The 24,106-nt window shown below is 67.1% G+C and carries 23 protein-coding genes; 18 read left to right on the top strand and 5 right to left on the bottom strand.

Translation table 11 applies throughout. From position 1 onward, the window contains the following. Positions 1–17: 17 nt before the first annotated feature. From benA to fliR, 12 genes are all read left to right on the top strand, one after another. On the top strand, positions 18–1,415 hold the full coding sequence (gene benA / locus AC1DN0_RS14715) for a benzoate 1,2-dioxygenase large subunit (protein WP_441636223.1): 1,398 nt from the start codon (positions 18–20) through the stop codon (positions 1,413–1,415). Continuing rightward, the gene (gene benB, locus AC1DN0_RS14710; protein ID WP_441636225.1) at positions 1,412–1,912 is read left to right on the top strand and encodes a benzoate 1,2-dioxygenase small subunit; all 501 of its coding nucleotides are present in this window, start codon (positions 1,412–1,414) and stop codon (positions 1,910–1,912) included. The genes benA and benB overlap by 4 nt, the downstream gene beginning before the upstream one ends. 25 nt (positions 1,913–1,937) lie before the next feature. Continuing rightward, complete coding sequence (gene benC / locus AC1DN0_RS14705; RefSeq protein WP_441636227.1) at positions 1,938–2,957, top strand: benzoate 1,2-dioxygenase electron transfer component BenC; 1,020 nt, start codon at positions 1,938–1,940, stop codon at positions 2,955–2,957. Between the two features lie 43 nt (positions 2,958–3,000). Then, positions 3,001–3,786, top strand: a complete 786-nt coding sequence (locus tag AC1DN0_RS14700) for a 1,6-dihydroxycyclohexa-2,4-diene-1-carboxylate dehydrogenase (RefSeq protein ID WP_441636229.1) — start codon at positions 3,001–3,003, stop codon at positions 3,784–3,786. Positions 3,787–4,028: 242 nt separating this feature from the next. Further along, on the top strand, positions 4,029–4,241 hold the full coding sequence (locus tag AC1DN0_RS14695; protein WP_441636231.1) for a hypothetical protein: 213 nt from the start codon (positions 4,029–4,031) through the stop codon (positions 4,239–4,241). Between the two features lie 507 nt (positions 4,242–4,748). Then, the gene (fliL, locus tag AC1DN0_RS14690) at positions 4,749–5,234 is read left to right on the top strand and encodes a flagellar basal body-associated protein FliL (RefSeq protein WP_441636233.1); all 486 of its coding nucleotides are present in this window, start codon (positions 4,749–4,751) and stop codon (positions 5,232–5,234) included. A 159-nt stretch (positions 5,235–5,393) separates the two neighbouring features. Next, the gene (gene fliM, locus AC1DN0_RS14685) at positions 5,394–6,401 is read left to right on the top strand and encodes a flagellar motor switch protein FliM (RefSeq protein ID WP_477145809.1); all 1,008 of its coding nucleotides are present in this window, start codon (positions 5,394–5,396) and stop codon (positions 6,399–6,401) included. Then, positions 6,394–6,849 (top strand): flagellar motor switch protein FliN, encoded by a 456-nt coding sequence (gene fliN, locus AC1DN0_RS14680; RefSeq protein ID WP_477145808.1) that lies wholly within the window; start codon positions 6,394–6,396, stop codon positions 6,847–6,849. Before fliM ends, fliN begins: the two co-directional genes overlap by 8 nt. Next, a complete protein-coding gene (gene fliO, locus AC1DN0_RS14675; RefSeq protein WP_477111309.1) occupies positions 6,846–7,364 on the top strand; it encodes a flagellar biosynthetic protein FliO in 519 nt (172 codons plus the stop codon). The genes fliN and fliO overlap by 4 nt, the downstream gene beginning before the upstream one ends. 137 nt (positions 7,365–7,501) lie before the next feature. Continuing rightward, complete coding sequence (fliP, locus tag AC1DN0_RS14670; RefSeq protein WP_477145819.1) at positions 7,502–8,191, top strand: flagellar type III secretion system pore protein FliP; 690 nt, start codon at positions 7,502–7,504, stop codon at positions 8,189–8,191. A gap of 36 nt (positions 8,192–8,227) precedes the next feature. Continuing rightward, positions 8,228–8,497, top strand: a complete 270-nt coding sequence (fliQ, locus tag AC1DN0_RS14665) for a flagellar biosynthesis protein FliQ (protein WP_035870540.1) — start codon at positions 8,228–8,230, stop codon at positions 8,495–8,497. Between the two features lie 43 nt (positions 8,498–8,540). Next, on the top strand, positions 8,541–9,326 hold the full coding sequence (gene fliR / locus AC1DN0_RS14660) for a flagellar biosynthetic protein FliR (protein WP_441636688.1): 786 nt from the start codon (positions 8,541–8,543) through the stop codon (positions 9,324–9,326). A gap of 11 nt (positions 9,327–9,337) precedes the next feature. Here the strand turns inward: fliR and rtcA are convergent, their stop codons facing one another. Together rtcA and AC1DN0_RS14650 are read right to left on the bottom strand one after the other, a co-directional pair. After that, on the bottom strand, positions 9,338–10,357 hold the full coding sequence (gene rtcA / locus AC1DN0_RS14655) for an RNA 3'-terminal phosphate cyclase (protein WP_441636686.1): 1,020 nt from the start codon (positions 10,355–10,357) through the stop codon (positions 9,338–9,340). 86 nt (positions 10,358–10,443) lie between these two features. After that, positions 10,444–11,673, bottom strand: a complete 1,230-nt coding sequence (locus AC1DN0_RS14650) for an RtcB family protein (protein ID WP_441636684.1) — start codon at positions 11,671–11,673, stop codon at positions 10,444–10,446. A gap of 872 nt (positions 11,674–12,545) precedes the next feature. Here AC1DN0_RS14650 and rtcR point away from each other — a divergent pair. Next, positions 12,546–14,156, top strand: coding sequence for an RNA repair transcriptional activator RtcR (rtcR, locus tag AC1DN0_RS14645; RefSeq protein WP_441636682.1), 1,611 nt, complete (start codon positions 12,546–12,548; stop codon positions 14,154–14,156). 47 nt (positions 14,157–14,203) lie between these two features. Here rtcR and bla read toward each other — a convergent pair whose 3' ends face one another. Both bla and blaOXA read right to left on the bottom strand, forming a co-directional pair. Then, entirely contained in the window at positions 14,204–15,106 is a 903-nt protein-coding gene (gene bla / locus AC1DN0_RS14640) for a class A beta-lactamase (protein WP_441636680.1), read from the bottom strand. A 76-nt stretch (positions 15,107–15,182) separates the two neighbouring features. After that, entirely contained in the window at positions 15,183–15,995 is an 813-nt protein-coding gene (gene blaOXA / locus AC1DN0_RS14635) for a class D beta-lactamase (RefSeq protein WP_441636678.1), read from the bottom strand. 259 nt (positions 15,996–16,254) lie between these two features. On the opposite strand from blaOXA, the gene AC1DN0_RS14630 reads away from it, so the two are divergent. The 3 genes from AC1DN0_RS14630 (at position 16,255) to AC1DN0_RS14620 (ending at position 20,888) form a co-directional block, all read left to right on the top strand. Then, positions 16,255–17,922, top strand: coding sequence for a hypothetical protein (locus tag AC1DN0_RS14630; protein WP_477145807.1), 1,668 nt, complete (start codon positions 16,255–16,257; stop codon positions 17,920–17,922). A gap of 78 nt (positions 17,923–18,000) precedes the next feature. Further along, positions 18,001–19,572: a metallophosphoesterase gene (locus tag AC1DN0_RS14625; protein ID WP_441636674.1), complete on the top strand. Its 1,572-nt coding sequence runs from the start codon at positions 18,001–18,003 to the stop codon at positions 19,570–19,572. After that, positions 19,569–20,888 carry a cytochrome-c peroxidase gene (locus AC1DN0_RS14620; protein WP_477111307.1) on the top strand — a complete coding sequence of 440 codons (1,320 nt, stop codon included), beginning with the start codon at positions 19,569–19,571 and terminating at the stop codon, positions 20,886–20,888. The genes AC1DN0_RS14625 and AC1DN0_RS14620 overlap by 4 nt, the downstream gene beginning before the upstream one ends. A gap of 42 nt (positions 20,889–20,930) precedes the next feature. On the opposite strand, the gene AC1DN0_RS14615 is transcribed toward AC1DN0_RS14620, so the two are convergent. Continuing rightward, positions 20,931–21,503, bottom strand: a complete 573-nt coding sequence (locus AC1DN0_RS14615) for a hypothetical protein (protein WP_477102833.1) — start codon at positions 21,501–21,503, stop codon at positions 20,931–20,933. A gap of 336 nt (positions 21,504–21,839) precedes the next feature. On the opposite strand from AC1DN0_RS14615, the gene AC1DN0_RS14610 reads away from it, so the two are divergent. Next, positions 21,840–22,664 (top strand): class I SAM-dependent methyltransferase, encoded by an 825-nt coding sequence (locus tag AC1DN0_RS14610; protein ID WP_441633378.1) that lies wholly within the window; start codon positions 21,840–21,842, stop codon positions 22,662–22,664. A 258-nt stretch (positions 22,665–22,922) separates the two neighbouring features. Further along, the gene (locus AC1DN0_RS14605; protein ID WP_045241227.1) at positions 22,923–24,092 is read left to right on the top strand and encodes an MFS transporter; all 1,170 of its coding nucleotides are present in this window, start codon (positions 22,923–22,925) and stop codon (positions 24,090–24,092) included. Positions 24,093–24,106 lie beyond the last annotated feature (14 nt).

The raw sequence follows: 24,106 nt of genomic DNA, 5'->3' as shown, positions 1-24,106 counted from the left end.
GATGCAGGAGACAACTCATGATCCCCATTTACCCGGACAACAGCCCGACCCTGAAGCGGCTGGACGACTACCTGGTGGAAAACCGCGAAACCGGCGACTACCGCCTGCATCGCAGCGCCTTTACCGATGAAGCGCTGTTCGAACTCGAGATGAAGCACATCTTCGAGGGCAACTGGATCTACCTGGCGCACGAAAGCCAGATCCCCAACAACAACGACTACTACACGACCTACATCGGCCGCCAGCCGGTCGTGATCGCGCGCAACCGCCAGGGCGAACTCAACGCGCTGATCAACGCCTGCACCCATCGCGGCGCCATGCTGTGCCGCCACAAGCGCGGCAACAAGGCGACCTACACCTGCCCCTTCCACGGCTGGACCTTCAACAACAGCGGCAAGCTGCTCAAGGTCAAGGATCCGGAGGGCGCCGGCTACCCCGACTGCTTCAACAAGGAAGCCTCGCACGACCTGAAAAAGGTGGCCCGCTTTGAAAACTACCGTGGTTTCCTGTTCGGCAGCCTGAACCCGGATGTGGCGCCGCTCAAGGATTTCCTGGGCGAAGCCGCCAAGATCATCGACATGATCGTGGACCAGTCCGCCGACGGGCTSGAAGTGCTGCGCGGCGCCTCCACCTATACCTTCGAAGGCAACTGGAAGCTGCAGACCGAGAACGGCGCCGACGGCTACCACGTCTCCGCGGTGCACTGGAACTACGCCGCCACCACCAACCACCGCAAGCAGGAGAACGCCCGCGAGGACAAGATCCGCGCGATGGACGCAGGCAACTGGGGCCGGCAAGGCGGCGGCTTCTACGCCTTCGATCACGGCCATATGCTGCTGTGGTCGCGCTGGGCCAATCCCGAAGACCGGCCGAATTTCAGCCGGCGCGAGGAATTCGCCGAGCGCTGCGGCGCCGAGACGGCGGACTGGATGATCCAGAACTCGCGCAACCTGTGCCTGTACCCCAACGTCTACCTGATGGACCAGTTCGGCTCGCAGATCCGCGTGCTGCGTCCGCTTTCCGTCAACAAGACCGAAGTCACCATCTACTGCATCGCGCCCAAGGGCGAGGCCGACGAGGCGCGCGCGCGCCGCATCCGCCAGTACGAGGATTTCTTCAACGTCAGCGGCATGGCCACGCCCGACGACCTGGAAGAATTCCGCGCCTGCCAGCAAGGCTATGCCGGCAGCGCGCTGGAATGGAACGACATGTGCCGCGGCGCCACGCACTGGGTGGAAGGCGCCGATGAGGCCGCGCAGAAGATTGGCCTCAAGCCGTTGATGAGCGGCGTCAAGACCGAGGACGAAGGCCTGTACACGGTGCAGCACCGCTACTGGCTGGACGTCATGAAGAAGGCCACCGGGGCCGAAGCAAGCAAAAGCGGCAATGCCGGCAACGCAGGGAGCGAAGCATGACCACGACCGCCACGATCAGCCTCGCGGATATCCAGGCCTTCCTCTATCGGGAAAGCCGCTTGCTGGACGACGAACAATGGGATGAATGGCTGGCCTGCTATCACCCGGATGCTGCGTTCTGGATGCCATCCTGGGACGACGACGACACGCTGGTGACCGACCCCCAGCGCGAGATCTCGCTGATCTACTATCCGAACCGCCAGGGCCTGGAAGACCGCGTGTTCCGCATCAAGACCGAGCGCTCCAGCGCCACCATGCCGGACACGCGCACTAGCCACAACCTCAGCAACGTCGAGCTGGAGCGCCAGGAAGGCAGCGTCTGCACGGTGCGTTTCAACTGGCACACGCTGAGCCACCGCTACAAGACCAACTACAGCTACTTCGGCATGTCGCGCTACGTCATCGACTTTGCCGGCGAGCGGCCGCAGATCCTGGACAAGTACGTCGTGCTGAAAAACGACTACATCAACCAGGTCATCGACATCTATCACATCTGAGCGGACGCGCCGGAGGAATCACGCCATGGAATACAACATCGCTTTGCAGTTCGAAGACGGCGTCACCCGCTTCATCACCTGCGCCGCCAATGAAACCCTGTCCGACGCCGCCTACCGCCAGCAGATCAATATCCCGCTGGACTGTCGCGACGGCGCCTGCGGCACCTGCCGCGGCTTGTGCGAATCCGGCGAGTACGACCTGCCGGAGTCGAGCTATATCGAAGACGCGCTGACGCCCGAAGAAGCGGCCAAGGGCTACGTGCTGGCGTGCCAGACGCGCCCGCGCTCGGATTGCGTGATCAAGGTGCCGGCATCGTCGGCCGCCTGCAAGACGGGCGTAACCAGCTACCAGGGCAAGCTGGCGGCAGTGGACAAGTTGTCCGATTCCACCATCGGGTTCTCGATCGACCTCGGCGAGACCGCCGTGCCGGCCTTCCTGGCAGGGCAGTATGTGAACGTGGAAATCCCGGGCACCGGCCTGACCCGTTCGTACTCGTTCAGCTCCGCCCCCGGCGCCAGGCACGCTTCATTCGTGGTGCGCAACGTGCCCAACGGCCGCATGAGCGAGTTCCTGAGCAAGCAGGCGCAGCCCGGCCAGCCCATTTCCTTCGCCGGCCCCTATGGCAGCTTCTACCTGCGCGAAGTGACCCGCCCTGTGCTGTTCCTGGCAGGCGGCACCGGCATCGCGCCCTTCCTGTCCATGCTGGACGTGCTGGCCGAGAACGGCAGCCCGCATCCGGTCCGCCTGGTGTACGGCGTGACGCATGAGATCGACCTCGTGGCGCTGGAACAACTCGACGACGCAAAGCGCAGGCTCCCCGGCTTCGAGTACCGCACCTGCGTGCTCGACCCGGTCAGCAGCGATACCCGCCAGGGCTATGTGACGCAGCACGTGGAGCCGGACTGGCTCAACGGCGGGCGTGTCGACATCTATCTGTGCGGCCCGGTCGCCATGGTGGACGCGGTGCGCGGCTGGCTGCAGAACGGCGGCGTGACGCCGGCCAGCTTCCACTACGAGAAATTCTCGGCCAGCAACGCTGCCTGACCCACCTTCTCACGGAATACAAAATACGGATCACGGATACGCCATGAACACAAACGCGCGCTTCAGCGGAAAAACCGCCATCGTCACCGGTGCGGCACAAGGGATCGGACGCGGCGTGGCGCTCGCCGCGGCGGCCGAGGGCGGCAGCCTGGTACTGGTCGACCGCTCGCCACTGGTGCATGAGGTCGCCGCGGAAATCGCCGCGAATGGCGGCCGGGCGCTGGCGGTGGAGGCCGACCTGGAAACCTACGCCGGCGCCTGCCAGATGGCCAGCGCCGCGCTGCAGGCCTACGGCCGCATCGATATCCTCGTCAACAACGTGGGCGGCACCATCTGGGCCAGGCCCTTCCAGGAATATGAGGAAGGGCAGATCGAAGCCGAGATCCGCCGCTCGCTGTTCCCCACCCTTTGGTGCTGCCGCGCCGTGCTGCCCGCCATGATCGGGCGCCGGCAGGGGACGATCGTCAATATCTCGTCCATCGCCACGCGCAGCATCCACCGCGTGCCTTATGCGGCCGCGAAGGGGGGCGTCAACTCCCTGACCGCCAGCCTGGCCTTCGAGCATGCGCAGGACGGCATCCGCGTCAACGCGGTCGCCACCGGCGGCACCGAGGCGCCGCCGCGCAAAGTGCCGCGCAACACGGCGGAGCAGACCCCGCAGGAAGCCATCTGGTATCAGGGGATCGTTGACCAGACCATCGGCTCCAGCCTGATGCGCCGCTACGGCACCATCGACGAACAAGTACGCGCCATCCTGTTCCTTGCGTCCGACGAGGCCTCCTACATCACGGGCACGGTCCTGCCGGTAGGCGGCGGCGACCTGGGCTGAACGCGGCCAATATTGCACAGGAAACGGGCCCGGCACGGCGGATCGGCTACCGCCTGTGTCAGCATCCGCTGACACAGGCCAGCCCGCCACGGACACGGTTGTTGCCCTCCGTCGGACATCGTTTTCAGTCTTGGCCGATTTCGCCGCCAGGGCGCAAGAACCATACTGCAGGTATGAAAAACGTACCGGCCAGCCCCGGCCAAAAGGTCGCAGGTGGGTCGCAAGAACCGAAGGAGTGTGAAATGCAATCGGCCGCCACGTCGCTACGCGCCTTGGTCCACAAGTGGCTGGGGTCCACGGGCGACGCCATGATCACCCGCGTGCACCCGCCCGGCATATCGGGCGGGTGTGTGCGCGCGCAAGTCAACCGCCCCGCCGGCTCGCTCGCCATCTTCTTCTTCCGGCACCGGGACGGCGGCTGGTGCGTATTCCCGCCAGCCTGCCGAGGCTCCTGAGCGCCCCTCAGTCACACACACCGCTGCGGATCGGGGCGCCATGGGCTGCCCCGGCACGGTCAGCCACCCGCTGCGGCCGCTCAGCGCCGCAGCCGGCGCCCTGATTGCCATCGCGGCCGAGGAAATCCACCGGGCGCCTGGTCCCACCGATACCTGGCCACAGGAAAATCCCTTTCCAATCAATAGCCTGGCAGCATCCCCCACCCCGACGCACGGCGGAGCGGGCGGCGGATGACCGGCCGCGCCGGCTCGCCCAAGCGGCGGCGAACCGGCCGCCCGACCCCGGCGCCACCCGCTGTCCGGCCCCCAGTACGGGTTTTCCTTGAACATCCCGCTCAAGTTCCGTGTCCGCCATTCGTTAACCCCTGTAAGACCATCCGCATCGCTCGGATGACAAGACCTGCTCGGCTCAAAGGGCCAAGCTGAGCGGGTTTCACCCTTTTTTTCGGCCCTTTGCTTGCCCCTGATTCCCTCAAGAATGGCAGGGCATTCCGATACAGGCATCTCATGGCGAATACGCTCACTTCTTCCCAGGCTGACGGCAACACGAGCAAGCGCGGGCGACTGCTGCTGCTTCTCGGCGTCGTGCTCGTCGCTGCGCTGGGTGCCGGGGGCTTTTTTCTGGGCAACATCCTGAGCAACCGCCAACCGGCCGTGCCCGCCGCACCGGTTGTACCGCCGCCAATTTTTGTGCCGTTGGAAGCATTTACCGTCAATCTGAAGAGCGATGACGGCGACCGCTTCCTGCATACCGGTTTGTCGCTCAAGGTGGCGGACGCGCAGAACCAGGCGCGCATCACCGAATACCTGCCGGAAGTCCGCAGCCGCATCTTGCTGCTGCTGTCGGCCAAGCAGCCGCCAGACCTGGCGACGGTGGAAGGCAAGCGCAAGCTGGCCCAGGAAATCCAGAATGCCATCAGCCAGCCGTTCGCGCCCAACCTGCCCAAACAGCAGATCCTGGACGTCCTATTCACTTCCTTCGTGGTGCAGTAAGCGCTTTGCCCTGCCCCACCAGCAAATCCGATATGAATCCGTCCTTGTCCGCCTTGCACGTTTCACAGCGTGCGCGCCAACGCCAGCGCGCGGGCTCATAGGCAATCCGGGCAAATGGTCGCTTTCATTCATCACGGCACTCACGGGGCAGGACACTAGATGGCCTACGACAAGTTCCTCTCGCAGGACGAGGTAGACGAATTACTGAAAGGCGTGTCGGGCGAGACCGACACGCCCGAGGTCGCCGCGCCGGTCTCCGAGGATGGCGTGCGCCCGTACAACCTGGCCACGCAAGAACGTATCGTGCGCGGCCGGCTGCACACGCTCGAGATCATCAACGAGCGCTTTGCCCGCCAGCTTCGCACCCAGCTGTTCAACTTCATCCGCCGCGGCGCCGACATCTCCGTAGGCTCGATCCGCATCGAGAAGTACGGCGACTTTGTGCGCAACCTGCCGGTACCGACGAACCTGAACCTGGTGCACATGAAGCCGTTCCGCGGCACGTCGCTGTTCGTGTTCGACCCCAACCTGGTGTTCCTGGTGGTCGACAACCTGTTCGGCGGCGACGGGCGCTTCCACACCCGCGTGGAAGGGCGCGACTTTACCCAGACCGAGCAGCGCATCATCCGGCGCCTGCTGGACCTGGCGCTCTCCAGCTATGGCAGCGCCTGGCAGGCGGTGCACCCGATCGAGCTGGAATACATCCGCTCGGAAATGCACACCAAGTTTGCCAACATCGCCATGCTCAGCGAGGTGGTGGTAACAACGGCCTTCCATATCGAACTCGGCGCCGTCGGCGGCCAGCTTCACGTCTGCTTCCCGTACTCGATGATCGAGYCGGTGCGCGACCTGCTGATGAACCCGCTGCAGGACGAGGTCGAAGTCGACAAGCGCTGGATCTCTCAGCTGTCGCAGCAGATCCGCGCGGCCGAGGTAGACCTGGTAGCCGAATTTGCCCACGTGGAAAGCACCGTAGCCGATGTGCTGGCGCTGCGCGTCGGCGATGTACTCCCCATCGAGTTGCCCGAGCAGATCTTCGGCAAGGTCGATGGCGTGCCCGTGATGCAGGCTGGCTTTGGCACCATGAACGGCCAGTATGCGTTGCGGGTAGAACGGATGATCAATCACCAAGAAATCGATTCCAACAAGGAAACCGACCATGACTGACGGCAAAGAGGACAWCCCGGYCGAYCCGATGGACGACTGGGCCAGYGCCCTGGCGGAGCAGACCAGCGCCGAGGATCTCGCCGCTGCCGCCGCGCCTGCCCAGGCCGTCGCCACGCCAGCCACAGCAACGCCGGCCGCCTCCAAGGTCTTCCAGCCGCTGGAGAAGGACACGCCCAGCGCCTTCCACAACGATATCGAGATGATTCTCGATATCCCGGTCCAGCTCACGGTAGAGCTCGGTCGCACCAAGGTGCCGATCAAGACCCTGCTGCAGCTGGCCCAGGGCTCGGTGGTGGAACTCGACGGCCTGGCCGGCGAGCCGATGGACGTGCTGGTCAACGGCTACCTGATCGCCCAGGGCGAAGTGGTGGTGGTGAACGACAAGTTCGGCATCCGCCTGACAGACATCATCACGCCGTCCGAACGCATCCGGAAGCTCAACCGATGAACGCCAGCCCGCGCCGGACCGCCACCGCCGCGCTAGCCGCCGGCGTGGCCCTGGCGCATGCCGCGCCCGCGGCCGCGCAGGCCAGCGCGGTTGCCGCCAGCCCTGCCGGTACCGGCACGGTCGGCAGCGGCGTCGGCGCCGGCAGCCATGTCGGCGTTGGCGCCGCGTCGGGACTGGCGCAGGCCGGCCTCGGCCTGTTCGCCGTCATCGCGCTGATCCTGCTGCTGGCCTGGCTGGCGCGCCGCGCTGGCCTGGTGCGCCATGGCCAGGGCGGCCAGATGAAAGTGATAGGCAGCACCATGCTCGGGGCGCGCCAGCGCCTGGTCATGGTGGAAGTCGGCGACACCTGCCTGGTGCTGGGTGTCAGCGCCGGCGAGATTCGCACGCTCCACACTTTGCCCGCGCAAGCCGCGCACAAGCCGGACCAGAATCCCGGCGGCGCGGCAAGCCAGGTTCCGGCCGGCAGCTTTGGACAAAAGCTGCTGCGCGCCATGCAAGACAACCTGAAGTCATGAATTTCCTGCCTGACGCCCCCCGGCGCTCCCTGCAACACCACCTCCAGTCCTTCCGCGAATACCTCAGCCAGCCCGCCCGGCTTGCGCTCGCGGCCCTGCTGGCCTGCGCGTGCCTCGCGCTGGTGCTGTTGCCGGCCATGGCGCATGCGCAAGCGCTGCCGGGGCTGACCAGCAAGGCGGGTCCGGGCGGCAGCCAGACCTGGTCGCTGTCGGTGCAGACGCTGGTACTGCTGACCTCGCTGTCCTTCCTGCCGGCGGCCATGCTGATGATGACGGGCTTCACGCGCATCATCATCGTGCTGGGGCTGCTGCGCAATGCGCTGGGCACGGCCAGCTCGCCGCCCAACCAGGTGCTGGTGGGACTGTCGCTGTTCCTGACCTTCTTCGTCATGTCGCCGGTGTTCGACCGCATCTACACCGACGCCTACAAGCCGCTGTCCGAAAACAAGCTCAGCCTGGAAGACGCCGCCGCCAAGGCCGCCGCGCCGCTCAAGGCGTTCATGCTCAAGCAGACCCGCGAGAAGGACCTGGCGCTGTTCGCCCAGATGGCCAAGGCGCCCGAGATGCAAGGCCCGGAAGACGTGCAGATGCGTATCCTGGTGCCCGCCTTTGTCACCAGCGAACTCAAGACCGCGTTCCAGATCGGCTTTACYGTSTTTATCCCSTTYCTGATYATCGACCTKGTSGTCGCCAGCGTGCTGATGGCGMTGGGSATGATGATGGTGCCGCCSGCSACCATCGCGCTGCCMTTYAAGCTGATGCTGTTCGTGCTGGTRGACGGSTGGCAACTGCTGCTTGGCTCGCTGGCGCAGAGCTTCCTGAACTGATCACGGGGCGCCTGCCCCACCCTAGGCCTATTCGCCATGACTCCGGAAACCGTAATGACCATCGCCACCCAGGCGATGAAGATGACCCTGATGCTGTCGGCGCCGCTGCTGCTGGTGGCGCTCGTGGCCGGCCTGGTGGTGAGCCTGTTCCAGGCCGCCACGCAGATCAATGAAATGACGCTGTCCTTTATCCCGAAGCTGCTGGCGCTGTTCGCCACCATGGTGCTGGCCGGCCCGTGGATGATCAACACCTTCGTCGACTACATGCGCGAAGTGTTCCAGGGCATTCCCGCCCTGGTGCACTAAGCCCGGCGCCGCGACTGACCGCGCTTTAGCCAGGCCCGCCGCCGTGCTCTCCGTCACCTCCGCCCAGCTCTACGCCTGGATCGCCGCCTTCCTCTGGCCCATGTTCCGGATGCTGGCGCTGATCGGCACCGCGCCGCTGTTCGGGGAATCGACCATCCCGAGGCGGGCCAAGGTCGCGCTGGCGGCGCTGATGGCGGTGATCATCTCGCCCACCATCGACAAGCTGCCGCTGGTGCCGGTGTACTCGCTCGAGGGCCTGCTGATCATTCTCAACGAGGTCGGCATCGGGCTGGCGGTGGGATTCAGCATGCGGCTGGTGTTCGCCGCCGTGCAGTTCGCCGGCGAAACCATCGGCCTGCAGATGGGCCTGTCGTTCGCCTCCTTCTACGACCGCTCCTCCGGCGGCCAGACCATGGTGCTGTCGCGCTTTCTCAACGTGGTGGCCATGCTGATGTTCCTGGCGATGGACGGCCACCTGATGCTGCTGGCCACCGTCGCCGACAGCTTCGCCGCGCTGCCGATCGCCGCCCAGCCGCTCACCGGCGCGGGCTGGGCCGCGGTGGCGGGCGCCGGCGCCACGGTGTTCTCGTCCGGGCTGCTGCTGGCGCTGCCGCTGATCGCCGCGCTGCTCACCCTCAATCTCGCCATGGGCATCCTGAACCGCGCCTCGCCGCAACTGTCGATCTTCGCGGTCGGGTTCCCGGTCACGCTGGGCGGCGGCATCTTGATGATGATGCTGATCATGCCGCAGATAAGCACCTACATGGGGCGGCTGATCGAGGGCGGATTGAGTACGGTGGGGATGGTGCTGGGGCAGTTTGGACGCTGAGGGCCGGGGCCTCAGGACACCACCACGCGCGTACACCCGGCCAGGGTTTCAAACCCGATCTCCACCGGCAGGAACTTGCCAATCACTTCTGCATTGCTGCGCAGGTGATCGGTTACTTCGTCCACCGTAAAGCTCCCGCCACCCGCCAGCGCCATCGGCAACAGCAGTTGATCGGCCAGGTGCGGGCCCACCGCGCCCTTGCCGGCCAGGTAGGCGCGTGCCTGGCGGCAGGCGGCGCCCGCCACGCTCTCCGCCGTACGGCCCTTTTTGCCGGACTCGCAGAACACCTCGGTAACGTGCTGGTGCGGCAGCGTCAGCAGCACCGCATTGCCCGGCCCTTCCTCGTGCCGCAGGCCGCCCACGTGCAACTGGCTCGCCTCCCATCCCATCAACTCGCCCACCAGGTCAAGCTCGCGCCGCGCCACGTGAAGCGGCACGCCGGCGATCAGCGCACGCGCGTCGGCCACGCCGGGCGTGCCGCGCTCTTCCAGCGCAAGCGCGCACCATGCCGCGCCGGAGCATCCGCTCACTGTCAGTTGGCCCCCGCCCGCGGGATAAAAGCCGTGGCGGCGCAGCGTCAGGTCAGCCGCCGCGCCCATGCGCGCCATCAGCGGCAGCCACGCATCGCGCAGGAAGGTCGCCGAGGGTGCCATGGGGTTGTGGGTGCCGCCCGACAGGGTCAGGGTGAAGCTCTCATCGCCGGGCGCGCTCCACAGCGCGGGCAGCAGCGTCTGCAGCACCAGCGTGCAACTGCCGGCGGAGCCGATGGCGAAGTCGTAGTTGCCGGCGCGCACCGGCCCCGGCGCGAAAGTCAGCGCGGTCGAGCCGATCGCCGCGCCTTCGGTGCGCGCACCGCTGATCGCCTGCGCCGCGACCACGGCGGTCAGGTGCTGGCGCATCAGCCCCGGCTTGCTGCGCCGGGCGCGCACATTGGCGATATGCACCGGCGTGCCGGTCACCATGGCCAGCGACAGCGCGGTGCGCAGGATCTGCCCGCCGCCCTCGCCGTAGGAGCCGTCGATTTCCATCATTGCGTTTACTCGTCTGTTCTTGTTGTTATGCCGGCGCGGCCGGGGACGTTTCCCGTCCCGGTCCGCGCCGGTGGCTTCGGCATCGCTCAGCCCTTCACGCACACCACCTGCTTGAGCGTGTGGACGATTTCGACCAGATCTGACTGCGCCGCCATCACGGCGTCGATATCCTTGTACGCCATCGGGATCTCGTCGATCACCTCGGCGTCCTTGCGGCACTCCACGCCTTCCGTGGCGCGCCGCTGGTCGTCCACCGTAAAGTGGCGCTTGGCTTCGGTCCGGCTCATGGTGCGGCCCGCGCCGTGGCTGCAGGAGCAGAACGACTCTTCATTGCCCTTGCCGCGCACGATGTAGGAGCGCGCGCCCATCGAGCCCGGGATGATGCCGAGTTCGCCGGCCTTGGCGCTCACCGCGCCCTTGCGTGTCACCAGCACGTCTTCGCCGAAGTGGCGCTCCTTCTGCACGTAGTTGTGGTGACAGTTCACTGCTTCCATCTCCGCCGCGAAGGGCTTGCCGATCACGGCGCGGGCGGCGTCCAGCACATTGGCCATCATCAGTTCGCGGTTGCGCCGCGCATACTGCTGCGCCCACTCCACCGCGAACACGTAGTCCTCATAGTGCTGGCTACCTTCCACCAGATAGGCCAGGTCGCGGTCCGGCAGGTTGATGAAGTGGCGGCGCATATCCGCCTGTGCCAGCTCGATGAAGGTATTGCCGATGGCATTACCCACCCCGCGCGACCCCGAGTGCAGCATGAACCAGACCGACTGGCTCTCGTCCAGGCAGACTTCGATAAAGTGGTTGCCGGTACCCAGCGTACCCAGGTGGTTGCGGTTGTTGGTGCGCGTCAGCTTGGGGTACTTCTGCGTGATCCGTTCGAAGCCGCCGGCCAGGGCGGCCCAGCTGGCATCCACCGTATCCGGTACTTCGCCCCAGGCGCCCTTGTCGCGTCCGCCGCGGTTGTTCGAGCGCCCGTGCGGCACGGCTTTCTCGATGGCGCTGCGCAGCGGGCCCAGGTTATCGGGCAGGTCGCCGGCGCACAGCGTGGTCTTGACCGCAATCATGCCGCAACCGATATCCACGCCCACCGCCGCCGGGATGATGGCGCCCTGCGTCGGGATCACCGAACCGATGGTCGAGCCCTTGCCCAGGTGCACGTCCGGCATCACGGCCAGGTGCTTGAAGATGAACGGCATCTGGGCGGTGTTGGCGAGTTGCGCGCGGGCGCCCTCGTCGACCGGCACGCCGTGGGTCCACATCTTGACCGGACGGCCCTTGCCGGTCCGGAATACGTCGTAATTCTCCTTGGAGGTCATCTCTGCTTCTCTCTTTGCCTTGCGGCGGGACTACGCTGGCAGTGGCCAGCAAGATACCAAAATAAGTGGGCGACTAGTGGTTGTGGAACCGGCGCTCTATCGTTGAGCTACGCTGCCCCGGCCAATCCGGTTTAGCGGCGGGACTCGCACCCGCAACCTCCTCATTACCAGTGATGTAGTTCCACAGGCATTCGCCCGTCAACCTGAAAGAATGCGGCTCCGCCACGACGAGGATCGGCCGGATTGACGCTGCCGTCCTGCGCAGCAGCCGGAATCGAACCGGCAATCACCAGATGTAATCCTGGCCAGCATTCGTGGCAAGTCCGCATACCGCAGGCGCCGCGCGGGGCGCTTGGGGTATGCAGGCTCGGGGGCGGCAACCGGCGACAAGGGTCAGGACAGACAAGCCTTGGATGTAGTCTGCCCGGCATTCGCCGGCCACCGCCGAACTTCACAACCTCACAATTTCACAAGCTTTCGACTTCACAGGTTGAGCGCCGAGATCTCGCCCACCCAGTGCCCGGCATGCAACTGCCCGGCGGCGAAGGCGGCAACGATCGGGCGGCCACGCTGGCCCTGGAACAGATTGGTATTTGCCATTCGCATTCTCCCTGGAGACTAGTGTGTTGCCGGTGCGGGCGGTGGCGTCTTGCGCCTGGTTTGGCTGCCGTTGGCTTTCGGCCCGCACCGTATTCGATGGTCTCTATTCAGCAATCGGTGTGCCAGGGCACGGCCGGCTTGGGCACAAAGCCGGCAAGCCATTGATATAAATAGATTTTTCTTCGACAGATGGAAAATGAATGCCGGATTTTGGCTTGTTGAAGTGCCTCTATTTATATATATTTATCTAGCTATATATAAATTAAGAGAACATGAAAAAAGTCGTCATCGGCTTCATTGGCACGCAACTCGACCGCGGCAAGGGCTCCGCGCGCTGGGAGAAATGGCGGCCCACGGTCGCACTGTGCCAGCACGAAGACCTGCTGGTAGACCGCTTCGAGCTTCTCCATACGGCCCGCCACCGGACGCTGGCCGAACAGGTCGCGGCCGATATCGCCAAGGTTTCGCCGGAGACCGAGGTCAGGCTGAACCTGCTGGCGCTGGAGGATCCCTGGGATTTCAGCGAGGTCTATGCCTCGCTGCATGAGTTCGCGCGCGGCTACCGCTTCGATACGGAGCGCGAGGATTACTGGGTGCATATCACCACCGGCACGCACGTGGCGCAGATCTGCCTGTTCCTGCTGACCGAGGCGCGCTACCTGCCGGCCTGCCTGCTGCAAACCTCGCCACCCTTGCGGCAGGCCAGTGGCCAGCCGGGCAGCTATGCCGCCATCGACCTCGACCTGTCCCGCTACGACCAGCTCGCCGCGCGCTTCTCGCGCGAGCAGCAGGACGCGGTATCGCTGCTCAAGTCCGGCATCGCCACCCGTAATCCCGCCTTCAACCGCATGATCGACGAGATCGAGCGCGTGGTGCTGCGCTCGCGCGCGCCGGTGCTGCTGACCGGCCCCACCGGCGCCGGCAAGTCCTTCCTGGCGCGGCGGGTGTTTGAACTGAAGAAGGGCCGGCATCAACTGAGCGGCGGCTTCGTGGAGGTGAACTGCGCCACCATCCGCGGCGACGGCGCCATGTCCGCCTTGTTCGGCCACGTCAAGGGCGCCTTTACCGGCGCGCAGGGCGAGCGCACGGGCTGGCTGCGATCGGCCCACCAGGGCCTGCTTTTCCTGGACGAGATCGGCGAGCTGGGGCTGGATGAGCAGGCCATGCTGCTCAAGGCAATCGAGGAGAAACGGTTCTTTCCCGTGGGCGGCGACAAGGAGGTGCAGAGCGATTTCCAGCTGATCGCCGGCACCAACCGGGACTTGCGCGTGGAAGTGCGCGCGGGGCGTTTCCGCGAGGACTTGTTCGCCCGCATCAACTTGTGGACTTATCGCTTGCCGGGGCTGGCCGAGCGCCCCGAAGACGTGGAGCCCAACCTGGATTACGAGCTCGCGCGCCAGGCACGCGAGCTCGGCAGCCAGGTGCGCTTCAACAAGGAGGCGCGCCTGGCGTGGCTGGATTTCGCGGTGTCCCCGCAGGCCTGCTGGCGCGGCAACTTCCGCGACCTCGCGGCTTCAGTGACGCGCATGATGACGCTGGCCGACAGCGGCCGCATCAATGCGGCCGCCGTGGACGCGGAGATAACGCGCCTGAGCGAATCCTGGCAGGACGGCGGCGACGAACAAGAGAACGGCAAGGTGCCCGGCCAGCCCCTGGCACAAGCGCTGCTGGACCCCGCCGTGCTGGCCGCCACGGACCCTTTCGACCTGGTCCAGCTCGACTACGTGCTGGGTGTGTGCCAGCGCAGCCGTAGCCAGGCCGAGGCCGGGCGCCAACTGTTCGCGGTTTCGCGGCTGGGCAAGAGCAGCAGCAACGACAGCGACCGGCTGGCCAAGTACCTCGGCAAGTTCGGCCTGACGTTCGCCGCCGCCAGCCGGGCCTGAGGGGCGGCCCCCGTCCTCTGCGTGAGGAAACGAAGCACGAAGCCCGCTCAGGCCATGCCGGCCTGGCCAATCGCATCGGCCACGATCCGCGCGGCCGTTGCCAGCACGTCGTTCCGATATGCCGCGTCCTTGTCGCCTTGCGTGAAATAGATCGCCATCACGACAGGCGGCTTTCCGGGGGGCCACGCCACGGCAATATCATTGGCCGCGCCGTAGTCGCCGGAACCGGTCTTGTCCGCCACCTGCCAATCCGCCGGCACGCCGGCGCGGATGCGCGTCGCGCCGGTCGTGTTGCCGCGCATCCATGCCACCAGCCTGCCGCGTTCCGCCGCGCCCAGCGCATCGCCCAGCGCGAGCCGTTGCAGGCTCCGCGACATCGCCGCGGGTGTCGACGTGTCGCGCGGATCGCCCGGTATCGCCGTGTTGAGTTCGGTCTCCCAGCGGTCGAGCCGGAACGCGTCGTCGCCGATCGAGCGGGCAAACGCCGTCACGGCGGCGGGACCGCCAAGTATCTTCATCAGCAGGTTGGCAGCCGTGTTGTCGCTGTACTGGAGAGCGGCCGCGCAGAGCTCCGAAACCGTCATGCCTTCGCCTGCGTGCTTTCCGGTGACCGGTGAATACGCAACGAGTTCGTCTTTCGTGTAGGCGATGCGTCGTTGCAGCAGTCCGCTTTCCGCCGCGCTGCGCTGCAGGATGGCGGATGCCGCGAGCACCTTGAATGTGCTGCAGAGCGGAAAGCGTTCGCTGGCGCGGTGGCTGATCCGCGCGCCGTTGGCCGTATTCAGCGCCGCGACCCCAAGCCGCCCGCCCGCTGCGGACTCGAGAGCGGCAAGGCGGTCTTGCGCCGCGGCGCTCCCCCCGGCTCTGCCTGCCAACGAGGTACAGGCGCTGGTAAAAGGAACCGAAGCAGCGGCAAGCAGCAGCGTGCGGCGAACGGGTGAGTGTCTCATCTGTCTTTTCCTGTGATGTTGGAACGGATGCCATTTGCCATTCCGGCTGACATGGCATCCGTCGGATGCGGCGGCCTTAGCGGGAGGCCAATAGTCCCGGCAGCTCCTGCATGAACGCTTCCCGCGTGCGCAAGCCGGCGCCGACCGACTCCTTCTTTTCATCCTGGGTCAGGCGGGCAAACACCACGCTGCGGCCCGCCTTCGTCGCCCAGCCGACAAACCATCCATAGCCGTGGTTCCAGTCCTCGGACCCATTGGCCAGGATCGGAGCGCCGGTGCCCGTCTTGCCGTGCACGGCCCATCCGTCCGGCAGCACGCCGATCGCCATGATCCGGCTCGTCATGTCGTAAGCATGCGCGGAGACGGGCAATTTGCGATTGACCACCTTCGCCAGGAAGGCGACCTGCTCCAGCGGCGAGATCCTCAGCGACGAGCTGAGCCATGAGTGCGTCAGCCCATTGTGCTTCCCGGGGTCCCCCGACACATCGCCGTTTCCATATTGAAACTCGCCCACATAGCGCCGGAAGCGCGCTTCGCCAAGCTGTTGCGTCAACTGCTGCGAGTACCACACGACCGAAGTCTTCATCCAGCGTTCGGGATCCGTTGTGACGCGCTTGGCGGGATTGCTCTCGCGATACTCCGCACGAAACGGCATGGCCGGCGCATGCTCGTCCACCAGCAGCCCCGAGTCGAAGCCCATCAGGCTCAGGGGCACCTTGAACGTCGATGCGGCGGTCACGCGCTGGCCGCAGGTGCCCTCCTGTTTCAGGATCTTGCCGCTGGCGGCGTCCGCCATTACCGTGCAGAGCACTTCCGCACGGGCCGTTGAGACCGAGAGCGCCGCGCATAGCGCGGCCAGGATTGCGGTTTGCTTCAAGATTCTCTCCATTGTTCTTAGTAGTGATCGGAGCCACCCCGCGCCGCCGTCGCTGCGAAGAAGTGGCGGTCCCTGCAGCCGTGCCGGTGACGTGCCGGGGTACGAACATCGGCAAGGGAGCACGGGATTGCTGGCCAGGCCTGGCGAACGAAGCGGAGCATAGGAGTCCGGCGGCACGCCGCCAAGAGCATTTGCTGTAACCTGTGTAACCTGCGCGTTCCGGCGGTGCTCGCCGAAGGCGCCCACGGCCCTCCAATCGATCCGCGAACGCATGCCCCAGCCCTCCCTCACCATCGAGTTGTCCGCGCCCTTTCGCGTCAATGGCGAGCCCGCGCGCTACCAGAGCCTGTGGCTGCTCGCCGCGGTCTGCCTGGCCGCGCGCAAGGGCGCCACCGGCGTGCCAGCGGTTCTGTTGCGAACGCGCTTTCCCGACGCCGCCAATATCCGCATGCTGGTCTCCCGCGCCTTTGCCGATTTCGCGCGCTGGGACATCCCGGTGGGCTGGGGGCCGGATCGCAGCCAGTGCGCCGCCGGGCTCAACCCGGCGCACCGCAGCCGCGGGCCGTTCTGGATCACGCCGGCGGCCTGCAAGCGCCTGCGTTTCACCGTGGACGGCCGCCGGGCCGGCGATGCGGCGCTGGCGCGCTTCGTGGGACCGGCCACGGGCGCCGCGCAGCGCGCCGGCAAGGGGGGCGATGGAAATCCCGGCAGCCCCGGTAATCCTGCCGTCGACTACGTGATGCGCGACATCAGCTACTGGAGCCACCTCACGCAAGCCATGCGCGGCATGCAGGACGGCGTGGGCGTTGCGGGGGGTAGCGCCAGCAACGGCGTGGCCAACGCCCTGCGCGCGGCACAGCGCTGCGCCACCGACGATTTCCAGCACGCCTTCGCCCTGCTCAAGGAGAGCCYGGCGTGGCGGCGTGGCGACGACCTCGCGCGCAGCCGTGCGGCGCTGCAGCGCTTTGACCGCATCGTCGGCACCGGCACCGTGGATACCGCCCTGCCGACCTTCGCCGCCATGGCGCGCGTGGTGCGCGCCTGGGAGCGCTATGCCGGCAACCAGATGGAAGCGGCGCAGGCCGAGCTGGAGAGCCTTGCCGCCGACCCCGCGCTGCAGCCGGTGGTGCGCTACAACCCGCGCGTGCGCTTTGAAACCCTGAACCTGGGCGCGCTGATCCACAAGACCGTGGCGATCCGCGACATGGCCACGCAGCCGGAGGCAGCCCGGCAGGCCGCCGAAGCCGCCGTGGCAGGCTTCTCCGGCGCGCTGCAGGCCGCGTACGAAGCGGACTCGGTAGATGCCGCGCAGCACGTGGCCGCCAATCTCGGCCTGTGCCTGTGGCTGTTCTGGAACCATGCCCTGATCGACCCGGCGCGCCAGTGGCCCGCCGGCCAGGTGCAGCGCCAGTCGGTGCGCTGGCTGGGCTTGTCGGAGTGGATCTGCGACCGCTTCGGCGCAGGCGGCGGCTCGGCGTGGAACATCATCTTCCTGCTGCGTATCGCGCGCGGCAACTGCGCGCAGGACGGCGGCGGCACGCTCAAGGCGTTCCGCGCGCAGCGGCCGCTGCTGCTCGACGAAGCCGTGGACGCGCTGCGCCCCTTCCATGCGCCGTTTGCCCGCGCCAAGGGCTTTATCAGCTGGTCTTCGCTGGCCGGCTTCGCGCTGAACGAGCACGATGCCGGGCACGTGCATTACGGCGCCCTGCAACTCGCCAACCTGCTGCTTGAAGCCAGCTGGTTCCACACCTTCGAGCACGGCGACACCCCCGCCGCGTTTGCCACCGTGGAGCGCCTGGCCGGCCTGCTCGGCAAGCTGCGCCCGGCGGAGCGCCGCTTCTTCCATGCCGCCATCACCGCGCTGCCGCGCGAACTGCAGCTGGCCGCGGCTGAAGCCACGCGCGCCGCCCGCCGCGGGGGGCCAGGGCCGCGGCGCTGACACATAACGTTCATCGCGCCGAAACATCCCTTCCGTATATTTCCGCCTCGCTAACAAAGCGGACAGGGAGATATAACAATGGGCAACCCCAAAGCGAACCGGCGCGCCGGAGCCGCCACACGTGTCGGCATCGGCGCGATCCTGGCGGTGCTGGCCACGGCAGCGGTACTGCACGGCTGCGGCAGCGACAGCACCGACGCGGCAGCCGCGCCGGTGGCTCCGGCCGCCCCCGCCGCTCCCGCCGCGCCGGTCGTGCCGGCCGGCGATGCAGCCAGCACCAGCGCCAACATCCAGGCCGCGTGGGTAGAGATCGGCGACAGCAACCAGGCCATCGCCCGCGTCATCACCAGCTATGTCGCGCCGGCCGCCGCCGCGGGCAGCGCACTGCCGTCGAATGCGCTGTGCCCCTTGCTGACGGTAGATGGCGTGCAGCAGCGCATGGCGCTGCGCGTGGTCGCCGGCACCATGCCGCTGCGCACCACCGCCAGCGCCGCTGCCGACTCCAAGCCATCGGACTTCCCGGTCTCGGTGTGCGAAGCGACCCTGCCGGCCAATGCGGCCGCCGCCAGCGTGGCGGGCCAGACACTGCCGCTACCCAAGGCCCAGCCGCAGCGCGTGCTGGTGCTGGCCGACACCGGCTGCCGCCTGAAGAAGGCGGATAACGCCTACCAGCCTTGCAGCGACGGCACCGCGTGGCCGTTTGCCGCGCTCGCCGCCACCGCCGCCGGCATGAACCCCGACCTGGTCCTGCATATCGGCGACTACCACTATCGCGAAAACCTCTGCCCGCCCGATATCGCCGGCTGCCAGGGCACGCCGTGGGGCTATGGCTGGGATACCTGGCAGGCCGACCTCTTCAAGCCCGCCGCCGCGCTGATGGCCAAGGCACCGTGGGTGGTGGTGCGCGGCAACCATGAGGAATGCGCGCGCGCCGGCCAGGGCTGGTTCCGCTTCCTCGATCCACGCCCGTACTCGGACGCGCGCTCCTGCAACGACCCGGCCAACGACGGCAACGCCAACTACTCCGAGCCCTACGCCGTTGCGCTCGGCACCGGTTCGCAAGTCATCGTCTTTGACTCGGCCAAGGCCGGCAAGACCGCGCTGCCCACCAACGACCCGCAGTTCATCGCTTACCAGAAGCAGTTCCAGACGGTGGGCTGGCTCGCCGCCAGGCCGGGCATGAGCACCACCCTGTTCACCAACCACCATCCCATCCTGGCCTTTGCGCCGGTGGCGGGCAACAACCCCGCGCCGGGCAACCTGGCGCTGCAGTCGGTGATGAGCAACGCCAACGCCCAGGCTTATTACCCGGTCGGCGTGCACGTGGCGCTGCACGGCCACGTGCATGACTTCCAGGCCATCAATTTCGCCTCCGGCCACCCGGCCACCATCGTGTCCGGCAACGGCGGCGACAACCTGGACGTAGCGCTGCCCGATCCGCTGCCGCCCGGCACGATTCCCGCGCCCGGCACCGTCATCGACAAGATCACCCATCACAGCAGCTTCGGCTTCGTGATGATGGAGCGCAACGCATCGCCCGCCACCGGCTGGACCTTCAAGGCCTATAGCGTGGCCGGCAAGCTGATGGCTACCTGCGTGCAAACCTCCAATACGCTGGCTTGCGACAAGACCGGCTTCCTGGCGCCGTGAGCGCAGCCACGCGCGCCGCCATCGCCCTTCTGGCCTGCGTTGGCGGTGCCTGCCTGGCGGCGCCGCCGCCCGGCGTGGCGCTGACGCCGGGCGCCCCGCCCGCGGGCGTGGTGGCGACCATCGGCAACGGCACGCCAAAGGTCACCGCCAAGGTGGACCCCACCGCCGCCGTCTTCCGCCCCGATCCTGGCCTGGCCGCGCTGGGCAAGCGCATCTTCTTCGACGCCCGCCTGTCGGAGCCGCGCGGCACATCCTGCGCCGCCTGCCACGACCCGGCGCGCGCCTTCGCGCCAACACTGTCGCCCGCCGCTCTGGCCGGGCCGCACGTGCCCCAGGGCAGCCGGCCCGGCCGCTTCAGCCTGCGCAACGCGCCGTCGCTGCTTTACGTGCGCTACATTCCACGCCGGCACTTCTACCAGGACAACGACGCGCCCTACGCGTCGCCCTTCGGCGGCCTGTTCGCCGACGGCCGCGCCGACACACTCGCCGAGCAGGCGCGCGGCCCCTTGCTCGATCCCAACGAGATGAACAACGGCACCCCCGCCAGCCTGCTGCGCAAGGTCAAGGGGACCGGGCTGGCACCCGCGCTGGCCCGGCACTTCGGCGCCGCGGTACAGACCGATCCCGAGCAAATGGTGAGGGCGCTGGGCAAGGCGCTGGAGGCCTACCTGCAGAGCGATGAGATGGCGCCCTTCAGTTCCCGCTTCGATGACTACCTGCGCCACCGCACGCCGCTGGCACCGCAGGAAGCGCGCGGCCTGGCCTTGTTCAAGAACCCGGACAAGGGCAATTGCATGAGCTGCCACACGCTGGCGGACACCGCCAGCCGTCCCGAGCGCTCGCTGTTTACGGATTTCGGCTACGACGCCATTGCCGTTCCGCGCAACCGCGCGCTGGCCGCCAACCGCGACCCCGGCCATTTCGACAACGGCTTGTGCGACAGCGCCCGCCGCCTGCGCTGGCCCGAGCCGGAGCAATGGTGCGGCTATATCCGCACGCCCGGCCTGCGCAATGTGGCGGTGCGCCAGAGCTTCATGCACAACGGTGTGTTCACCACGCTGCGCGATGCGGTGGCGTTCTACAACACGCGCTCGACCGATCCGGGCAAGTGGTATCGCGGCGCCAGGACCTTCGACGACGTGCCGGCGGCCTACCGGGGAAACATCAACATCAACTCCACGCCGATGAACCGGCGCGCGGGAACAGCCCCGGCCATGACCGAAGCGGAGATCGACGATCTCGTGGCATTCCTGCGAACGCTGACCGATGCGCCTTATGCCGGCCTCATGCCGGGCGCGGCGGCGGCACAGCGCTGACCGGCCCGGCTACACGCTGCGCCGCGGCAGCGCCAGGCTGCCTCACGGCGCCGCGCAGACCGCGTCCGCTTCAAAGCCGCGAAAGACCTGTTGCGTAGGATCGGGCGTTGTTGCGATGGCGCCGCCCTCTGCCCGGACCAGCCGCAGCACCTGTCCGCCGCAACTCTTCGCGGCGGCATTGCGCTGAAAGCGGAACTCATACTCCCAACCTGGCAGCGGCACAAAGGAAATGCCCACCGCGCAGCGGTAAGGCTGGTCGTCGGCGGCCGATGCCGCCATCGCGGTCAGGTAGATCCGATGGCCTGCCAGCAACCACCGTTCGCGCGTGCGGCCGGGGGGCTCCGGCGAGATCCCCACCATCGCCAGGCCGGGTTCCCTCCCCATCGCCGTGATCTGGTTTCCCGTCGCGGCCAGCAAGAGCGGCTTGGGCGGCTTGGGACATTTACCCGCATCCACCACGCTGAAGGTCGTGTTGTCTTCCGTGTTGGTCAGCAACCGCACACGGGCGGCGGGTGCGCCGGTCTCGACCCGGTAGTGGGACACGCAGCCGGTCAGCGCGAGCGCCAGGAGCGATGCCGGGCCCAGAGGGATAACGGCTTTGCAGACTTTCGACATGGGAATGCGGGAAAGTTGGCTGTTGGCAGAGCATACGCGCATTGATTCGCCATGCGCGTCCACCGGATGCCCGATGGCGCCAGCCGCGATCCGCCAGGTACAGGCATGTTTGACTTAGCGCTTCCGCAGCGCGACGGCGTCCCGACGATCACGAACTGCGCGTCGCCGGGGATGCGGTCAATGGCGCCGCGATTGTCCGGTCCGGGGGCCCGGCCGCCATTCCGGGAGGACTTGCCGCAAGTAAAGACCTGGCGCAAAGTGAGCGACACGCACGGATGCCCGCGCCGCAAGCGCAGCATCGGTCACCGTGCGCAGCTCTCGCCAACGGAGGTTCCCATGGCCGGTTCAGCGCAATCCTTCCAGGAATTCGAACGGGCTGGCTGGGAGGACCCCGCCACCGTCTCCGGATACGACGAAAACCTTTCGGGCGTCACCATCCAATCCATCGGCGCACTGCTGGATGCGGCGGCCGTTGGCGACGGAACACAAGTGCTGGATGTCGCGACCGGCGCGGGCTATGTGGCCGACGCGGCGGCGCGGCGCGGCGCGCATCCGGTGGGCATCGACTTCGCGGCCGCGCAGGTCGGGATGGCACGCCAGCGCTATCCCGCGCTGCGCTTCGAACAGGCCGATGCACAGGCGCTTCCGTTCGAACCGGGCACCTTCGATGCGGTCGTCAACGCCTTCGGCATGTGCCACCTGCCCGATCCCGACCTGGCGCTGCGCGAGGCCTTGCGCGTGCTCAAGCCCGGCGGGCGCGTGGCATTCACCGTGTGGGACGTGCCGGAGCGCGCCGTGGGATTCGGGGCGCTCTATGCCGCCGTGCGCGCCCACGGCACATTGGATGTCGGCCTGCCGGCGGGACCGAACTTCTTCCTGTTCAGCGATCCGGATGCGTGCGCAAAGGCGCTGCTCGGCGCGGGCTTTGTCTCCCCCTCCTGCCGCCAGGTGCCGCAGAGCTGGCGCATGGCGACGCCCGACCAGCTCTTCCAGATGGTCGCGGCGGGAACGGTGCGCGCATCTGCCACCCTGCGTGCGCAAAGCCCGCAAGCCAGGGAAGCCATCCGCGCAGCGCTCCGGGACACCGTTGCCGCCTATGTCAGCGGCGACGCCTTCGACGTGCCGATGCCGGCCCTGCTGGCAACCGCAGTCAGGCCATAGCGCGAACGCCGGCGCCGCGCAAAGGGTCGCTTAAGCAGATCCAAATTGACTTCGATTTCGTTCGGAACTACCCTCGGTTGAGCCATTGACCCAGCCCTGAGCGGCTGTTCACGTGTGTTCGCATCTGTTCGCGGCTGCCCAGGGCGAGCCGGCATAAGAGAACAACAAGACAAAGACAACAATAGAGACAGCCCCACCGTGCCTCCCCGCCTGACCGACCTCCGCCCCGTCCTGCCGATCCTGCTCGGCGCCTCCGTGATGCTCAGCCTGGCCATGGGCCTGCGACAGAGCCTGGGCATCTTCATGCCGCCCCTGACCAGGGACATCGGCATCTCGGTGTCGGACTTCACGATTGCGATTGCGGTGCAGAACCTGGCCTGGGGCCTGCTCCAGCCGCTGGCCGGCGCGTGGGCCACGCGGGTAGGATTCCGGCCCCTGATGATGAGCGGCTCGCTGCTCTATGTGCTGGGCCTGGTGCTGCTGGCCACCGCCCACGGCATCGTGGGCGTGACGCTCGGCGCCGGCGTGGCGATCGGGGCGTCGATGGCCTGCACCGGCAGCGCCATTTCCATGGCGGTCGCGGCACGCCCGGTGCCGGCCGCCTTGCGCAGCACGGTGCTGGGCATCGTGTCGGGCGCCGGCTCGCTCGGGGCCCTGGTAGCCGCGCCGATCGGGCAAATGGTGGCGCAATCCTACGGCTGGCGCGTGGGCCTGGCGGCCTTTGTCGTGCTGGCGCTGGTGATGCTGCCGGCCGCCTGGTTTGCCGGCAAGGTGGATCGCCTGCCGCTGCCCACGCCGCCGGGCGGCGTGCAGCAAAACGCGCGCGAGGCGCTTGGCACGGCCTTGCGGCACAAGGCCTTCCTGGTCATGGGCGCCGCTTATTTCGTCTGCGGCATGCAGCTGGTTTTCCTCACCACGCACCTGCCCTCGTATCTCGACGTCTGCGGCATGGACCCCATGCTCAGCGCCAAGGCCCTGGGCGTGATCGGCGGCTTCAACGTGCTGGGCAGCCTGTTCTTCGGCTGGGCCGGCGGCCGGGTCAACAAGCTCATGCTGCTCGGCACCATCTACACCGTGCGCTCGCTTGCGCTGACCTGGTATTTCTCGTCCGCGCCCACGCCCGGCAGCACGCTGGTGTTCGCCGCGGTGATGGGTTTCCTGTGGCTGGGCGTGGCACCGCTGGTGGCAGGCTGGATCGCCGAAACCTTCGGCCTGCGCTGGCAGGCGATGCTTGGCGGCGTGGCATTCTTCAGCCACCAGATCGGCAGCTTCGTCGGCGCATTTGGCGGCGGGCTGGTCTACGATGCGCTGGGCTCTTATACTCTGGCGTGGCAAATCGGCGTGGCGCTGGGACTGTCCGCGGGACTGACGCAGATCGCCTTCGCGTTTGCCACCCGGCCGCGCCCGCCGCAGGTGGTCGCCACGTAAGCGGCCCCGCCCGG

The organism is Cupriavidus sp. 05N39, assembly GCF_056397325.1.
The sequence above is the reverse complement of the archived record's forward strand: the minus strand, read 5'-3'. Positions and strand labels throughout refer to the sequence as shown.

Excerpts from the sequence above, each read along its gene's own strand:
- rtcR (WP_441636682.1), top strand. The coding sequence starts at position 12,546 with ATGAAAAAAGTCGTCATCGGCTTCATTGGCACGCAACTCGACCGCGGC.
- AC1DN0_RS14605 (WP_045241227.1), top strand. The coding sequence starts at position 22,923 with ATGCTCAGCCTGGCCATGGGCCTGCGACAGAGCCTGGGCATCTTCATG.
- rtcA (WP_441636686.1), bottom strand. The coding sequence starts at position 10,357 with ATGATGGAAATCGACGGCTCCTACGGCGAGGGCGGCGGGCAGATCCTG.
- blaOXA (WP_441636678.1), bottom strand. The coding sequence starts at position 15,995 with ATGGAGAGAATCTTGAAGCAAACCGCAATCCTGGCCGCGCTATGCGCG.
- bla (WP_441636680.1), bottom strand. The coding sequence starts at position 15,106 with ATGAGACACTCACCCGTTCGCCGCACGCTGCTGCTTGCCGCTGCTTCG.
- AC1DN0_RS14700 (WP_441636229.1), top strand. The coding sequence starts at position 3,001 with ATGAACACAAACGCGCGCTTCAGCGGAAAAACCGCCATCGTCACCGGT.
- AC1DN0_RS14695 (WP_441636231.1), top strand. The coding sequence starts at position 4,029 with ATGCAATCGGCCGCCACGTCGCTACGCGCCTTGGTCCACAAGTGGCTG.
- benB (WP_441636225.1), top strand. The coding sequence starts at position 1,412 with ATGACCACGACCGCCACGATCAGCCTCGCGGATATCCAGGCCTTCCTC.
- fliQ (WP_035870540.1), top strand. The coding sequence starts at position 8,228 with ATGACTCCGGAAACCGTAATGACCATCGCCACCCAGGCGATGAAGATG.
- fliO (WP_477111309.1), top strand. The coding sequence starts at position 6,846 with ATGAACGCCAGCCCGCGCCGGACCGCCACCGCCGCGCTAGCCGCCGGC.
- fliL (WP_441636233.1), top strand. The coding sequence starts at position 4,749 with ATGGCGAATACGCTCACTTCTTCCCAGGCTGACGGCAACACGAGCAAG.
- AC1DN0_RS14625 (WP_441636674.1), top strand. The coding sequence starts at position 18,001 with ATGGGCAACCCCAAAGCGAACCGGCGCGCCGGAGCCGCCACACGTGTC.
- benC (WP_441636227.1), top strand. The coding sequence starts at position 1,938 with ATGGAATACAACATCGCTTTGCAGTTCGAAGACGGCGTCACCCGCTTC.
- AC1DN0_RS14615 (WP_477102833.1), bottom strand. The coding sequence starts at position 21,503 with ATGTCGAAAGTCTGCAAAGCCGTTATCCCTCTGGGCCCGGCATCGCTC.
- AC1DN0_RS14610 (WP_441633378.1), top strand. The coding sequence starts at position 21,840 with ATGGCCGGTTCAGCGCAATCCTTCCAGGAATTCGAACGGGCTGGCTGG.
- AC1DN0_RS14650 (WP_441636684.1), bottom strand. The coding sequence starts at position 11,673 with ATGACCTCCAAGGAGAATTACGACGTATTCCGGACCGGCAAGGGCCGT.